Origin of the sequence: Yoonia maritima (assembly GCF_002933395.1) — a bacterium.
Lineage (GTDB): Bacteria > Pseudomonadota > Alphaproteobacteria > Rhodobacterales > Rhodobacteraceae > Yoonia > Yoonia maritima_A.
Genome location: NZ_PKFN01000007.1, coordinates 826,798 through 840,367 on the forward strand (window position 1 = coordinate 826,798; position 13,570 = coordinate 840,367).

Below are 13,570 nucleotides of genomic sequence, written 5' to 3' on the forward strand. Positions count from 1 at the left end.
TCAACCTCACTGCTCGCTCGGGACTGGCTTAGCTTAGAAATGCTTAACCAATCCTTAATGCGTACCGTGACGACGCATCCGCGAAAAGAGGCTGCTTAGAATTTACGCAATAAATTCAAATAGAAACCATCTCCATCAGGTCCTGGAAACAGCTGATGGCGTTGCACACTTTGCCAGTCCGGGTTCGTCGCACAAAACGCATCAACAATTCCATCATTCTCGGAAGACAGAACAGAACAGGTTGCGTAGCCTAATACGCCGTCATCGGCGACTAGTTCAGCGGCGCTTGCGATAACCTCGGCCTGCATCGCGTTCAAAGTATCAAGCCTCTCTTGGGTAAGTCGCCACTTTGCATCAGGCGTTCGCCGCCACGTCCCGCTGCCGGAACATGGCGCGTCACAAAACACAACGTCGAATCTATCGTGGTTGGTTAAACTATCAGTCGCCACCTGCGTAATTTCAACCTTAGCCCGCGCAGCACGCGTCGATAAATCCTTCATACGTGCTGGCGCAATATCATGTGCGAACACAGCAGCGTTATACCTGTCAGCAAAGCCAAGCGCCTTACCGCCGCCACCCGCACAATAGTCTAGCACCCGCGCCCCTTCGGAAACGGTCACTGCGTTGATCGCGAATTGCGACGACGCGTCCTGCAATTCGACAATGCCATCGACAAACGCCTCAGCGATTTTAACGCGGCGCGGATTATCAGTCACGCGCAAGCAACCGTCGATGTTGGGATGAGGCACAACCGATATACCGTCCTTTGACAACATATCCATTGCGTCCTGTACGGTCGCACGGCGCTGGTTCACCCGCAAAAATACGTCCGCACGGGCCTGTTGGGCAAAAGCCGCGCTTTCAAAGGCTCGGCCAAGGCTGTCTTTCCAATGCGGCCAGAGCCAGTCAGCCACATCACATATCGCAGCCGGCGACAACGACACAGGCGTATCTAGATTCGCGCGCTCTGTCTCTGTCAGCGGGTCGGGTGCATGCCCTTCACCCGAGAATAGGGCGTCTATTGATAAGCCATCACGCTGAACAAGCTGTATCATCAGATCGCGCCCAGTCCCGTCACCTAACGAACGCCGTGCACGCAGCACATCAAATACGTGGTCGCGGATAGCGGCCCGATCTTTGGATCCAGCAAATCGGCTTCCACGCGCCCAACTTGTCAGCGCCTGCTCTGCCGCTTGGCCTTCGCGTATCACATCTAGAATAGTTATTGCGGCAGCGACACGTGCACCGGGGGTCATGGCTGTGACCTAGACGAAAGCTGATGTTGGGCAGACATTATCAAAAACCTTCACGATCAAGAGCGAGAGGGTCGGTATAACCACGGTTTCCCAACTTTCAAAGATACGTCAGGGAAATTTTTGATCGATACGTAAATTCGCCACGCGGGACAAATTCTTGACATGTTTTAGCTGAAACATAAAACCATCTACTATCCAAGAAAGCGTATTCGTGCAGCCTTTATTACATCTATTTTTCAGACTTCCACCACTAGGCTACATCGTGTTGGCGGCCATAGCGATCTACTTCGGAATGAATTCACGCGACGGGCAGATCGCCGCTGCAGAAACGCGTGCGGCGGCCCTTGCCGCGCCTCCCCCGAAACCAATTGCGCTGGGTGACTTCACTTGGGATGATATCGGGCTCGCAAACGAGATCAACATCGCAGCGCAGATCAACACCAACTATAACTATCGGCTACACAGAGGAGAGGGCGAGGACAGCAACGCAAGAGCAATGTGGCTGTTGTTTGATCCACAAGCCAACGGATCAGAGCGCGAAGTAAAAGCCGCAATCGTTACCCCTAACTCAGACGCTGACGAATTTCTTGGCTGCATATTCAAAAATATCCATGATCAAGGAAAGCTCGGACCAGTATTTCACTTTAACGGAGCGTACCAAAGTACTGTTTCCTACGACGATGTCGCACTTGAAGCGATTGAAAAAGAAGGCCTTCAGCGGGCGTCTCGGTTCTTTTACATTGAGCCTTGGGTCAGTGGCCGTGCCGCAGCACTTGCACCGCGCGCATCCCAAGAAATGACCTTTTCGCAAATGCTCAATTGCATCGCGCTGCTCTTAATCGCACTTGCAGCGCTAAAATTTGTCCTGCGCCGCAATGCAAATGCCGCGAAACAACGGCAATCATTCCACGATCAGCCTATACGCTGACATTCATATCGGCGGGCGTCTTGATGCGTCAGCATCAAAGTGACATCCGCGTAAATCCCCGTCCCTGCCGCTCGAGGCGCGCGAATTTTTCAGGGCCAAGCATATGACAGCCTGACCACACAAGTCCGTCATCAACAATCGCGTTCAGCGCAAGATTACAGCTTTGGATCGCTAGGTCCGGGTCCTCATCATAGATTGGACGTGTGGCTGGGTCAGGCAACTGAAGCGCCTCTGAGTGCACGACGTCCCCAACAAGCGCCAAATCTCCCAAGCGCAGCCCTATATGGCCAGGCGTGTGACCCGGCAATGACCACACAGTGATGCCATCCCCCAAATCGTCACCACCGCGCACTGTACGAACAGAGGAAACACGATCCAACAATCGTCCAGCGACAGAGGCTTTCCCGCTCCAGTGCAAAGCTTCTCGGACATGCAGCGTGATCTCGGCATTTGGAAAGGTCAATTCATCACCAGTCACCGCGCCACCACAGTGATCGCTGTGCAAATGCGTAAAGATAATCCGCGACACGTATTCAGGTAAAATACCCAGCCAAGATAAAAGGCGACGCATCCGCCCGCCCTTTTCGCCGAATTCCGCGCCGCAACCAGTATCCACCATAGCGATGCGACCGTCAGAAAACCGCAACACGTAGCAGTTGAATACGGTCTGCACGCCGGTTAGGCCTGCATCCTTCAAAAGCGTTTCCCGGCGCTGTTCTTCTACGCCGGGAAATATTTTAGGCGGAAACTCCAGCCCACCATCGGTCAGACAGAAAACGTCTACCCCTTCGACCTTATGGTGTGCGATGTGTTCCATTAACCAATCCGGTAGTTCGGGCTTTCGCGCGTAATCTGCACGTCGTGCACGTGGCTTTCTTTCAGACCAGCGCCTGTGATTTTCACGAAATTGCAATTTTTGCGCATTTCAGGGATGGTGGCGTTGCCAGTATAGCCCATCGCCGCACGCAAACCGCCAACCAGTTGATGAACAACCGCGCTTGCTGAACCTTTGTAAGGCACTTGACCCTCGATACCTTCCGGCACCAATTTATCACTCGCCGCGTCTTTCTGGAAATACCGATCAGCAGAACCACGCGCCATTGCGCCAAGACTGCCCATGCCACGATATGACTTGAACGACCGACCTTGGTACAAAATAACTTCGCCCGGGCTTTCGTCTGTGCCTGCGATCATTGAACCGACCATCGCACAGGACGCACCCGCGGCGATTGCTTTTGCAAAATCGCCCGAGAATTTGATGCCGCCATCCGCGATGACAGGAACGTCACCCGCAGCCGCCGCGCAATCCATGATCGCAGTCAACTGAGGAACGCCAACACCAGCAACCATACGCGTCGTACAAATGGACCCAGGGCCGATACCGACCTTAACAGCATCTGCGCCCGAACCGATTAAGGCTTTGGCCGCCTCGCCCGTAGCGATGTTACCCGCAACGATCTGCACGTCGGTTGACAGTGCCTTTACCCGTTCTACGGCCTGCGCCACACCTTCTGAATGGCCATGCGCGGTGTCGATCACAACCATGTCAACGCCCGCTTCGATCAACGCCTGTGTGCGTTCAAACCCAGCATCGCCAACGCCAGACGCCGCAGCGACACGCAAACGGCCAAGGCTATCTTTACATGCAATGGGGTTCAGGACCGCCTGTTCGCTGTCTTTCAATGTCAGCAGACCTGTCAGCTTACCAGCCGTATCCGTGATCAGCAGCTTTTCGATCCGACGGGCCTGCATCAGTGAACGGGCTTCGTCCAGATCCGCAGGCTCCTGCAAAATCGCAAGGTCTTTGGTCGTCATCATGACGCTGATCGGTGTGTTGTCGTCTTGGGCAAAGCGCATGTCGCGGTTTGTCACAATGCCAACAATCTTGCCGCCCTCGCCTACAACCGGGAAACCGGTGATGCGGTAACGTTCCATCAGGGCCTTGGCATCCGCCAATGTCTGATCGGGGCGCAATGTGACCGGGTTATAGACGGTCCCAGATACGAAGCGCTTTACACGGCGTACTTCTTTGGACTGCTCTTCAACATTTAGGTTCTTGTGAATAACACCCATTCCGCCTGCTTGGGCCATGGCAATCGCCATCCGTCCTTCGGTTACTGTGTCCATCGCACTGGACAAAACCGGAATATTCAAAGCAATCGAATTGGTTACATGTGTGCGTGTGTCAGCCGTAGATGGCATCACGTTTGATGCCCCCGGCACCAACAACACATCATCAAAGGTAAGCGCCTCGCGAATCTCCATCAACCGTCTCCTTGGGTGGCATCGTTGGCACTGCGCTATCGCATGGATAGGCAAGCAGCAAAAGCCCCAAAGCGTTGAGAACGCGCAAATCTACGTTAAACAGGCTGCGCATTGGCATTTGAAAACAGACTGTCCAGAAAATATGCAGACAGCGCGACCCGGTCAGAAATGCCTGCCTTGCGGTAAACCGCTTGCGCCCTGTCGCGGATATCAGTGAGCGATGTTCGCTGATCCAACGCGATTTCGTTCAATGACGCCCCCTTTAGCAAAAGCTCGGCAACATCCATTTCCTCTCTGCTCAAGCCCCATGCACGAAACTCAAGCGCGATTGCATCGCTCATTGCTCCAATCTCTTGGGATCTGGCGGCCCGCCAATCGTCACCCTGCGCATTATTGCGCAAAACGGAATCACGAAATGCTTGCTGATCATCGTGCATCTGCGCGACGCTCTGAGTCGACCACGCAACAACAATAACCATCAGCAAAAGCACTGCAGTCTGCCCAACATCGAGCGCAATATCGACCACGTCCCAAGGCGGCGATTCATGCATGACATCAAGCGCGCACACGACCAAGAACGCAAAAGCAAGAAGCCCAACAAATAAGACAGAACGTTTCATCAAAATCACCTCAGTATTTTTATGGCCACTCTGTCCTGCGTTAAGAACCAATATCCATCCGGCATATGCCCCATTCGGTCATAGAATGTCGTTCAATGCCGCATCGCATAATGATTATGACGGGTTCTGACCTTACATTTGCCGCGCACCACGGTATCTAGGCACAAACAATCCAAGGCCGCGTTCATGAGCACCGATCCACTTGTTATCTTTACCCCCTCTGGTAAGCGCGGGCGCTTTCCGGTTGGCACCCCTGTTTTGACGGCCGCACGCCAGCTTGGCGTTGACCTTGATAGTGTCTGCGGCGGGCGCGGCATTTGTTCGAAATGCCAAATTACGCCGTCCTATGGTGAGTTTTCCAAACACGGCGTGACCGTTGCGCCTGACGCGTTATCTGAATGGAACAGTGTCGAAGAACGCTATGATACTATTCGTGGACTGAAAAAGGGTCGCCGCCTTGGCTGTCAGGCAACGGTGCAAAGCGACATCGTGATCGACGTTCCTGCCGAAAGCCAAGTTCACAAACAGGTTGTCCGCAAACGTGCCGAGGCGCGTGATATCGTCATGAACCCATCAACGCGGCTGTATTATGTCGAGGTCGCAGAACCCGACATGCACGATCCGTCAGGCGATCTTGAACGCCTTGTTGATGCACTGCGCCGCGAATGGGAACTCCCCCCGCTTGAGGCGGATTTGGGCGTGCTCAGGGCTCTTCAACCCGCGTTAAGAAAAGGTGAATGGAAAGTCACCGTCGCTGTGCATCTTGGGGATGACAGCTATAGCCCACGTATTATCAACGTCTGGCCCGGCTATTACGATGGCGCGATTTACGGGCTTGCGATTGATCTGGGATCAACGACCATTGCCGGTCATTTGTGCGATCTACGCACCGGAGAAGTCGTCGCATCATCTGGTATCATGAACCCTCAAATCCGCTTTGGTGAGGATCTGATGAGCCGGGTTAGCTATGGCATGATGAACCCAACGGGTTCTAATGAAATGACTGCGGCCGTGCGTGAAGGGATGAACGCGCTATTTGTCCAAATTGCGCAAGAAGCTGACATCGATCAAACGCTGATCGTTGATGCGGTGTTCGTTTGTAACCCCGTCATGCACCACTTATTCCTCGGCATTGATGCCTATGAACTTGGCCAAGCGCCCTTTGCGCTCGCGACGTCTGATAGCCTATCACTTCGCGCCGTCGACCTTGACCTAAACCTGCACCCTGCAGCGCGCGTTTACATTCTTCCTTGCATTGCCGGGCACGTTGGTGCGGATGCCGCAGCCGTGGCATTATCAGAGGCACCGGGCAAATCCGATGACCTCATGCTCGTGGTGGATGTCGGGACTAACGCCGAAATTTTATTGGGTAACCGCGAAAAGGTTCTCGCGTGTTCTTCACCAACAGGCCCTGCATTCGAAGGTGCGCAAATCAGTTCAGGTCAGCGCGCAGCACCTGGCGCAATCGAACATGTCGAAATCGATCCAATTTCCAAACTGCCACGTTTCAAGGTCATCGGTTCTGATCTTTGGTCTGACGACGCAGGCTTTGACGCCGCTGTCGCGCAAACAGGAATTACCGGCATCTGCGGCTCTGGGATTATCGAAGTCGTCGCCGAAATGCGCATGGCTGGCATCGTCGATGCGCCCGGCCTTATCGGATCGGCAGAACAAACAGGGTCACCGAATTGCTTTACCGATGGGCGGACGAATTCCTATTTGTTGTTTGACGGCACTGAAAACGACGGCCCTAAAATCACGGTGACCAATAATGATGTCCGGCAAATCCAAATGGCAAAGGCAGCGTTGTATTCAGGCGCGCGGCTATTGATGGACAAATTCGGCGTCGATCAAGTCGATCGGGTTATTCTTGCCGGTGCTTTCGGCGCACATATCAGCCCAAAACACGCGATGGTTCTTGGGATGATCCCCGATGTGCCCCTAGATAAGGTCACGAGCGCCGGCAACGCCGCAGGCACAGGCGCTAGAATTGCGCTTCTAAACACCGACGCGCGTCGCGAAATCGAAGAAACCGTGCGACAAATCCATAAAATCGAAACAGCGATTGAACCGCGCTTCCAAGAGCATTTCGTAAACGCGTCAGCCATGCCGAACGCCGTTGATCCATTCGAAATATTGCGATCAATCGTGCCCCTGCCCGATGTGAAATTTAACGAAGGTAGCGGGCAAGCACGACGCCGACGCAAACGCCCCACCAGCGCGAGCTAAAACAACGTTTCTCAGTCCGATAACACCATTTTTTGTTTTTTGAACCGAAGCTATGGACGCGGTTACGCCACGTCGATAACTTCGGGCCAACAAAGCAGAAGGTATTTATTTTGAGCGCTCAACTTCAATCGATTAGCACCCTCCTTAACGCCGCAAAAGATTCGGTCAAAGCCGACCTGACGGTGAAACTTTGGGATGGGTCCACGATAGATTACAACCGTACCGATGCACCAAATATCGAAGTGGTCATCAATTCCTCGGATACAATCCGCCAAATGTTGCTCAAACCAAATATCGCAACACTATTCGGGCTATACGGAAGCGGTGACATCAGCATTACCGACGCGTCCCCGCTGCAACTACTCAAGGCGACTGATCACGTCAGTATTATCAAGTTTTTCAAGTCTTATTCTAAGGCAAAATTGGCCAAGGCATTGGCACCATTTGTGTTCAAAGAACGCGCAAAGTTTTCGCCGCGGGCCTTTTTAGATCGTTTCCAAAAAGGTAAACGAGACGACAAGGCGATGATCGCATTTCATTACGATGTCTCTAACGATTTCTACAAACTCTTCCTTGATAGCGGCATGGTCTATAGCTGCGCGTACTTTAAGGATTGGGATAACGATATTGACCAAGCGCAAATCGACAAGCTCGACCATATTTGCCGCAAGCTTCGGCTGAAACCAGGCGAACAGATGCTTGATGTCGGTTGCGGCTGGGGTAGTCTTGCTTGCCATGCTGCAGAATTTTACGGCGTGACCGTCAAGGGCGTAACGCTGTCTGAAACGCAGTTTGCGTTGGTCAATGAACGTATCAAACAACGTGGCCTAGAAGACAAAGTTACCGTTGAACTCACCGACTTCCGCGATCTTAAAGAGCGCAACCACTTTGATAAAATCTCGATGATCGAGATGTTTGAACATATTGGCGCCGACAACTACGACAGCTACTACAAGAACATCCATCGTATGCTAAAACCCGGCGGATTGTGCTTACACCAAGCATCCACGCGTCGGGTCACGCCCAACTTGGCGGACTTCGATCACCCGACAGGCTATCAAAAAACCATCACCAAATATATTTTCCCGGGCGGTGAATTGGACCATATCGGTCGCACAATCACAGACTTCGAACGCCACGGGTTTGAAGTACACGACACTGAATCGCTCCGCGAGCATTTCCGCCTTACCCTCGAACTTTGGCACGATAAATTATGGGAAAACCGCGTCGAAGCCGAAGAACTGGTGGGGGATGAACTCGTTCGTCTTTGGTTGGCCTACTTTGCGCTGTTTGAGGTTGGTTTCCAACGTAACGTGGTCAACCTATACCAAACACTGTCGTCGAAACGACGTATCGGAGTCACAGGGCCACCCGCCACTCGCGAGGATATTTACGCGTAAGCGCAACCACGTAATAGCCGTTGACGAAGGCCGCACCGCGGCTTAGACGATGGCGCACGAGCGGGTATGGTGAAAAGGTATCACGAAAGCTTCCCAAGCTTCAGTTACGAGTTCGATTCTCGTTACCCGCTCCATGTTTTCCAACAGCAAAGAGGCCCCGATGCCCGAAATTACCCGTAAGCACACAAACGCCCGGATGAGCCAAATGGTGATCCATAATGGAATTGCATATTTAGCCGGACAGGTCGGCATTGCCGGCGCATCTGTCACAGATCAAACCAATGATATTCTGTCCAAGATCGACGCGCTCCTCGCCGAGGCTGGCACTGACAAAACAAACATCCTAACAGCCCAAGTATGGGTGTCAGACATCGCCAATGAATTCGCGGAAATGAACGCAGCTTGGGATGCTTGGGTACCCGAAGGACACGCCCCTGCCCGCTGGACTGGCGAAGCAAAACTTGCCACGCCAGACTACAACGTTGAAATTATCGTAACTGCAGCGATTTAACGTAGGGTGGATCCCGATCCACCTATACCGCAAACATACCCAGCAAGCCTGCCACAGCGATTGGCAGGCTCATTGGCAAAATCTGCCGCGATAGCACTGCCCACTTACTGTCGTCTGATCCAATTGCCTTACGGACTATGATGACAATCGGGAACAGCACAAAAACAGACCCAACAAATCCAAGGATCGCGTAAAATGCGCTGGACGTTGGTACAATTAAGGCTGTGCCAGCCATTAATTTAACAGCACCGGCACCGATACCGCCCGCTGCGAAAAGGCCAATACCCAGTATGAAAACGATCAGCCCCTGCACCAGTTGCCATGTAAATACCGACGGCGTTCCTGCGGCCCCAACTTGCACGATGAACAGCACCATAGGCAAAAGCGTCAGCCAATTTGGCATACGGGCAGTACGCAAATCAATCATGACTGCGACAATCAAAATTGCCGACATCGCATACGGAATATATTGGGTAATCATCGTGTTACTTTCGTTATTCGGTTACCCAGCTTTGCGCTAAACCCCGTTCTTTTGCAAGAAACTCACAAGCGCAGCCGTTGATCCGTCTTTACCATCCGTGCCCTGTGTCCCTTCAACAACAGGCTGTAACGCTGTGGCAAGTTCCTTACCAAGCTCAACGCCCCATTGATCATAAGAGTTGATCCCCAAAACCACGCCTTCAACGAATACGCGGTGTTCATAGAGAGCGATAATCTGCCCCAACATAAACGGATCAAGCTGCGGATAAGCGATCGTGACAGTCGGGCGGTTGCCGGGGAACACGCGATGCTTCGCTTGTCGTTCGAGCTCGGCACCCTCAAACTTATCAGCGACTTTACCGCGTGCTTCGTCCAAATCACGGCCACGCATCAATGCCTCGGACTGCGCCAAGCAGTTTGCGACAAGCAACTGATGCTGATGATGTAGATCATCCTCATGACCACGCGCCGCGACAAGGAACTCGCAAGGTATGACGCGCGTGCCTTGGTGGATCAACTGATAGAAAGCGTGCTGGCCATTCGTGCCGGGTTCCCCCCACACAACGGGGCCTGAATTTACATCCAAATCAGCACCATCCATGCTGACACCTTTGCCGTTACTCTCCATTTCCAACTGTTGAAGGTAGGCAGGCAATCGACTGAGAAGATTATCATAAGGCAGGACGGAACGGGTTGAGTATCCGCAAATCTGATTGTGCCAAATACCAACCAACGCGAGCAAAGCGGGTACGTTTTCATCCCACGCAGCAGATTTGAAATGGACATCCATCGCCTGACCGCCGCGCAAAAACGCCCGAAAGGCATCATCACCAATCGCAATCATCAGCGAAAGACCAATCGGCCCCCACATTGAATAGCGGCCGCCGACCCAATCCTCAAATCCAAAGACGCGGCTTGGATCAATCCCAAACGCGGCGGTCTTGTCTTCAGCCGTGGACAATGCAGCAAACTGCGCGCCTGTGTCAGTCACAGATTGCCCCATCCATGCCTGCGCCGTGCGCGCGTTTGTCATGGTTTCAATGGTCGTAAAAGTCTTAGAAGCAACGATGACGAGCGTCGTGGCCGGATCACATTGGCGCAGAACACCCGCAATATCTGCCGGATCGACATTGCTTACAAAATGGCAACGCGGCCCATCGTGATACGGCGCCAGTGCCTTAACCGCCATTGCAGGACCCAGATCAGAGCCACCGATACCAATATTGATCACATCCGTGATCTTACCACCCTGCCCCGCAAAGCTACCGTCACGCACGGATGTTGCAAATGCGGACATACGATCAAGCGTACTTAATATCTCGGGCATCACATCGGTGCCATCAACGGTGACAGGCCCGCCATCAAGGTTGCGCAGCGCTGTATGCAACACCGCCCGGCCTTCGGTTTCATTTATCGGTGCGCCAGCAAACATCGCGTCGCGTTTGTCCGCGACCCCGGCGTCATCCAACAGCTTGACCAACAGCGCGCGCCCCGTCGCATCAATGTTCGTCTTGGCATAGTCAAACAGCATATCGCCGGCTTGAGCAGAAAAATCGCGGGCACGCGACGCGTCGACCAAGGTTTCAAACCGGCGATCTGCAACGGTATCGTGATGCGCTTTAAGTTCGTTCCACATGCTATTTCTCCGCCCAATGTACTGTTGCGCCGTTCAAGATCGCGGCAACTGGTGCCTCGCTTGATGTCAACTGCTGCGCACGTTCCAATGCCGCGCGTTTTTCCGTACCAACGATCACAATGTGCCGACTGATCGCCGCGTTCAAAACCGCCGCAGATAATGTAATGCGCGGCTCTGGCGCGCCCGGAGCGCGCATGGCGACCAAACGGTCATCTCCGTTCAATGCCAAATCAAGCTGATCCGCCCCCGGAAAGATCGAAGCCGTGTGCATATCCGCGCCCATACCCAGCAGGCAAACGGAAATCGGCAGCGCCGAATCTAAGTCCGCAGCCAATTCAGGCAGCTTTTCTTCCGGTGTTTCTGCATTCGCATAAAGCGGCATATACTGCGCCACCGCCGCACGATCGACCAGCAGGCGCTGACGCAAAAGGCGTGTGTTCGATCGTTCGGAATCTTCAGGTACCCAACGTTCGTCTGTCAGCATCACATGCACGCGTGACCAGTCCAGATCAACACTGCACAAGCTGTCAAATATGGGCCCCGGCGTTGTTCCCCCCGGCACCGCAAGCGATGCAGTGTCATGTGTCAGCAGCGCATTCTTCAGCTCTCCGGCCAAAGTATCCGCCAAGTTCATCATCATCATTTCCGCATCGGGATATTCAAGCAGCTTCATATGGCAGCGCCTTTCATGTGATCAATTATTAGATTAAAATCGCGGCGTTACGCTTTGATTTCACGCCACCTTCTGCCGTCACGATGCATCATCGCTAATGCATCCTCCGGCCCGGCAGAGCCAGCATCATAAAGCTTTGGTACGTCATTGCGTGCTTCCCAACCATTGATCAGCGGATCGGTCCAACGCCATGCCGCTTCGACCTCATCACCTCGCATAAACAGTGTTTGGTTTCCGCGAATGACATCCATGATCAAACGCTCGTAAGCGTCCGGCACTTCTTCGGCATCCGGGCCAAGCGCTTCTGCAAAGGTCATGTCCAACGGAACGTCAATCAAGCGCATGCCTCCGGGGCCGGGCTCTTTGATGGTGACCTGCAAATCCATACCCTCATTTGGCTGCAACCGGATCGACAGAATGTTACGATGACGGGCCTCGTCGCCTTCGAAAATCGAATGCCCAAGATCCTTAAAAACAACTGTAATTTCAGAAGATCGCGCTTTCATACGCTTCCCGGTCCGCAGGTAAAACGGTACGCCTGCCCACCGCCAGTTCGCGATTTCGCATTTCATCGCGATAAAGCTCTCGGTGAACGAACGGGCATTTTCAGCGTCTTCGCGATAGCTTGGACCATTCGGTCCGGCGTCGTATTGCCCACGCACGATATGGTGCGGCTCAACTGGCTGTAACGCGCGGATAACTTTTAATTTTTCATCACGAACCTCATCCGCGCCAAATTGGCTGGGGGGTTCCATCGCGATAAGGCATAGCAACTGCATCAGGTGGTTCTGTACCATATCGCGCATCGCGCCTGATTTATCATAATAGGCGCCACGGCCACCGACGCCCACTGTCTCAGCTACTGTGACTTGGATATGATCAACGTAGTGATTGTTCCAAAGCGGCTCAAACAGCATGTTGCCAAAGCGCACGGCCATCAGGTTTTGAACGGTTTCTTTGCCTAGATAATGATCAATTCGGTAGATTTGGCTTTCATCGAAATGTGTCGCCAAAGTCTCGTTCAGTGCCCGTGCTGTTTCAAGATCGCGACCGAACGGTTTCTCGACAACAATCCGGCTTTGCGCGTTCGCAATGTTATTTGTGTGTAGACGCTCGGCCAAATCACCAAAGAGCGATGGTGCGACTGAGAAATAGAATGCCTGAACAACATCTTTTCGAACGATTTGCGCAAGCTGCGCCCAGCCACCTTCGCCCTTGGCATCAATTGCAACATAATCTAGGGTTTCGATGAAAGCATCCAAGCCCTTGGAATCTTTCTTTTCCTCACCGCCGAATTCCGCAACTGCATCTGCTATCATCTGGCGGTATCCTGCTTGATCAAGATCAGAACGCGCCGCGCCGATAATGCGTGATCCTTCGGGCATTTGCCCCGAACGGAACCGACGGAACAGGCCGGGTAGAATTTTACGGCGAGCCAAGTCACCGGTCCCGCCAAAAATGACAAGATCAAAAGTTTCGACGGGAATGACGCGAGAAACCATAGCTTACTCCGCTTAGTTTAGGTACGTTAGCGCTAACGCCGCGTATCTAACCCGCGCAGCTAGGCAAGTC

12 protein-coding genes and 1 tRNA gene are annotated in these 13,570 nt (G+C 53.1%); 5 read left to right on the forward strand and 8 right to left on the reverse strand.

The genetic code is table 11. From position 1 onward, the window contains the following. Positions 1-95: 95 nt before the first annotated feature. Positions 96-1,256: an RsmB/NOP family class I SAM-dependent RNA methyltransferase gene (locus CYQ09_RS05580; protein WP_106744383.1), complete on the reverse strand. Its 1,161-nt coding sequence runs from the start codon at positions 1,254-1,256 to the stop codon at positions 96-98. Between the two features lie 211 nt (positions 1,257-1,467). Between CYQ09_RS05580 and CYQ09_RS05585 the strand changes: the two genes are divergently transcribed. Continuing rightward, positions 1,468-2,184 (forward strand): hypothetical protein, encoded by a 717-nt coding sequence (locus CYQ09_RS05585; protein WP_162617572.1) that lies wholly within the window; start codon positions 1,468-1,470, stop codon positions 2,182-2,184. Positions 2,185-2,218: 34 nt separating this feature from the next. Here the strand turns inward: CYQ09_RS05585 and CYQ09_RS05590 are convergent, their stop codons facing one another. The 3 genes from CYQ09_RS05590 to CYQ09_RS05600 all read right to left on the reverse strand — a co-directional run bounded on the left by CYQ09_RS05590 (position 2,219) and on the right by CYQ09_RS05600 (position 5,069). After that, positions 2,219-3,001 carry an MBL fold metallo-hydrolase gene (locus CYQ09_RS05590; protein WP_106744385.1) on the reverse strand — a complete coding sequence of 261 codons (783 nt, stop codon included), beginning with the start codon at positions 2,999-3,001 and terminating at the stop codon, positions 2,219-2,221. Continuing rightward, entirely contained in the window at positions 3,001-4,449 is a 1,449-nt protein-coding gene (gene guaB, locus CYQ09_RS05595) for an IMP dehydrogenase (protein ID WP_106744386.1), read from the reverse strand. Before guaB ends, CYQ09_RS05590 begins: the two co-directional genes overlap by 1 nt. 95 nt (positions 4,450-4,544) lie before the next feature. Beyond that, the gene (locus CYQ09_RS05600; protein ID WP_106744387.1) at positions 4,545-5,069 is read right to left on the reverse strand and encodes a helix-turn-helix transcriptional regulator; all 525 of its coding nucleotides are present in this window, start codon (positions 5,067-5,069) and stop codon (positions 4,545-4,547) included. A gap of 186 nt (positions 5,070-5,255) precedes the next feature. Between CYQ09_RS05600 and CYQ09_RS05605 the strand changes: the two genes are divergently transcribed. The 4 genes from CYQ09_RS05605 to CYQ09_RS05620 all read left to right on the forward strand — a co-directional run bounded on the left by CYQ09_RS05605 (position 5,256) and on the right by CYQ09_RS05620 (position 9,209). Then, positions 5,256-7,298, forward strand: a complete 2,043-nt coding sequence (locus tag CYQ09_RS05605) for an ASKHA domain-containing protein (protein WP_106744388.1) — start codon at positions 5,256-5,258, stop codon at positions 7,296-7,298. 110 nt (positions 7,299-7,408) lie between these two features. Then, positions 7,409-8,698, forward strand: a complete 1,290-nt coding sequence (locus CYQ09_RS05610; RefSeq protein ID WP_162617573.1) for an SAM-dependent methyltransferase — start codon at positions 7,409-7,411, stop codon at positions 8,696-8,698. A gap of 60 nt (positions 8,699-8,758) precedes the next feature. Then, positions 8,759-8,832, forward strand: a tRNA-Gly gene (locus CYQ09_RS05615). 26 nt (positions 8,833-8,858) lie between these two features. Then, a complete protein-coding gene (locus CYQ09_RS05620) occupies positions 8,859-9,209 on the forward strand; it encodes a RidA family protein (RefSeq protein WP_106744611.1) in 351 nt (116 codons plus the stop codon). 22 nt (positions 9,210-9,231) lie between these two features. Here CYQ09_RS05620 and CYQ09_RS05625 read toward each other — a convergent pair whose 3' ends face one another. From CYQ09_RS05625 to zwf, 4 genes are read right to left on the reverse strand one after another with little or no spacing between them, the layout of a single operon-like run. Beyond that, entirely contained in the window at positions 9,232-9,690 is a 459-nt protein-coding gene (locus CYQ09_RS05625; protein WP_106744390.1) for a prepilin peptidase, read from the reverse strand. Between the two features lie 36 nt (positions 9,691-9,726). Continuing rightward, positions 9,727-11,325, reverse strand: coding sequence for a glucose-6-phosphate isomerase (gene pgi, locus CYQ09_RS05630; RefSeq protein ID WP_106744391.1), 1,599 nt, complete (start codon positions 11,323-11,325; stop codon positions 9,727-9,729). Position 11,326: 1 nt separating this feature from the next. Continuing rightward, positions 11,327-11,998 carry a 6-phosphogluconolactonase gene (pgl, locus tag CYQ09_RS05635; protein WP_106744392.1) on the reverse strand — a complete coding sequence of 224 codons (672 nt, stop codon included), beginning with the start codon at positions 11,996-11,998 and terminating at the stop codon, positions 11,327-11,329. Positions 11,999-12,045: 47 nt separating this feature from the next. Beyond that, entirely contained in the window at positions 12,046-13,500 is a 1,455-nt protein-coding gene (zwf, locus tag CYQ09_RS05640) for a glucose-6-phosphate dehydrogenase (protein WP_106744393.1), read from the reverse strand. Positions 13,501-13,570 lie beyond the last annotated feature (70 nt).

What these genes read in the sequence shown, in the direction of transcription:
- CYQ09_RS05600 (WP_106744387.1), bottom strand. Translation starts at nt 5,069, where the DNA reads ATGAAACGTTCTGTCTTATTTGTTGGGCTTCTTGCTTTTGCGTTCTTG.
- CYQ09_RS05580 (WP_106744383.1), bottom strand. Translation starts at nt 1,256, where the DNA reads ATGACCCCCGGTGCACGTGTCGCTGCCGCAATAACTATTCTAGATGTG.
- zwf (WP_106744393.1), bottom strand. Translation starts at nt 13,500, where the DNA reads ATGGTTTCTCGCGTCATTCCCGTCGAAACTTTTGATCTTGTCATTTTT.
- pgi (WP_106744391.1), bottom strand. Translation starts at nt 11,325, where the DNA reads ATGTGGAACGAACTTAAAGCGCATCACGATACCGTTGCAGATCGCCGG.
- guaB (WP_106744386.1), bottom strand. Translation starts at nt 4,449, where the DNA reads ATGGAGATTCGCGAGGCGCTTACCTTTGATGATGTGTTGTTGGTGCCG.
- CYQ09_RS05625 (WP_106744390.1), bottom strand. Translation starts at nt 9,690, where the DNA reads ATGATTACCCAATATATTCCGTATGCGATGTCGGCAATTTTGATTGTC.
- CYQ09_RS05620 (WP_106744611.1), top strand. Translation starts at nt 8,859, where the DNA reads ATGCCCGAAATTACCCGTAAGCACACAAACGCCCGGATGAGCCAAATG.
- CYQ09_RS05590 (WP_106744385.1), bottom strand. Translation starts at nt 3,001, where the DNA reads ATGGAACACATCGCACACCATAAGGTCGAAGGGGTAGACGTTTTCTGT.
- pgl (WP_106744392.1), bottom strand. Translation starts at nt 11,998, where the DNA reads ATGAAGCTGCTTGAATATCCCGATGCGGAAATGATGATGATGAACTTG.
- CYQ09_RS05605 (WP_106744388.1), top strand. Translation starts at nt 5,256, where the DNA reads ATGAGCACCGATCCACTTGTTATCTTTACCCCCTCTGGTAAGCGCGGG.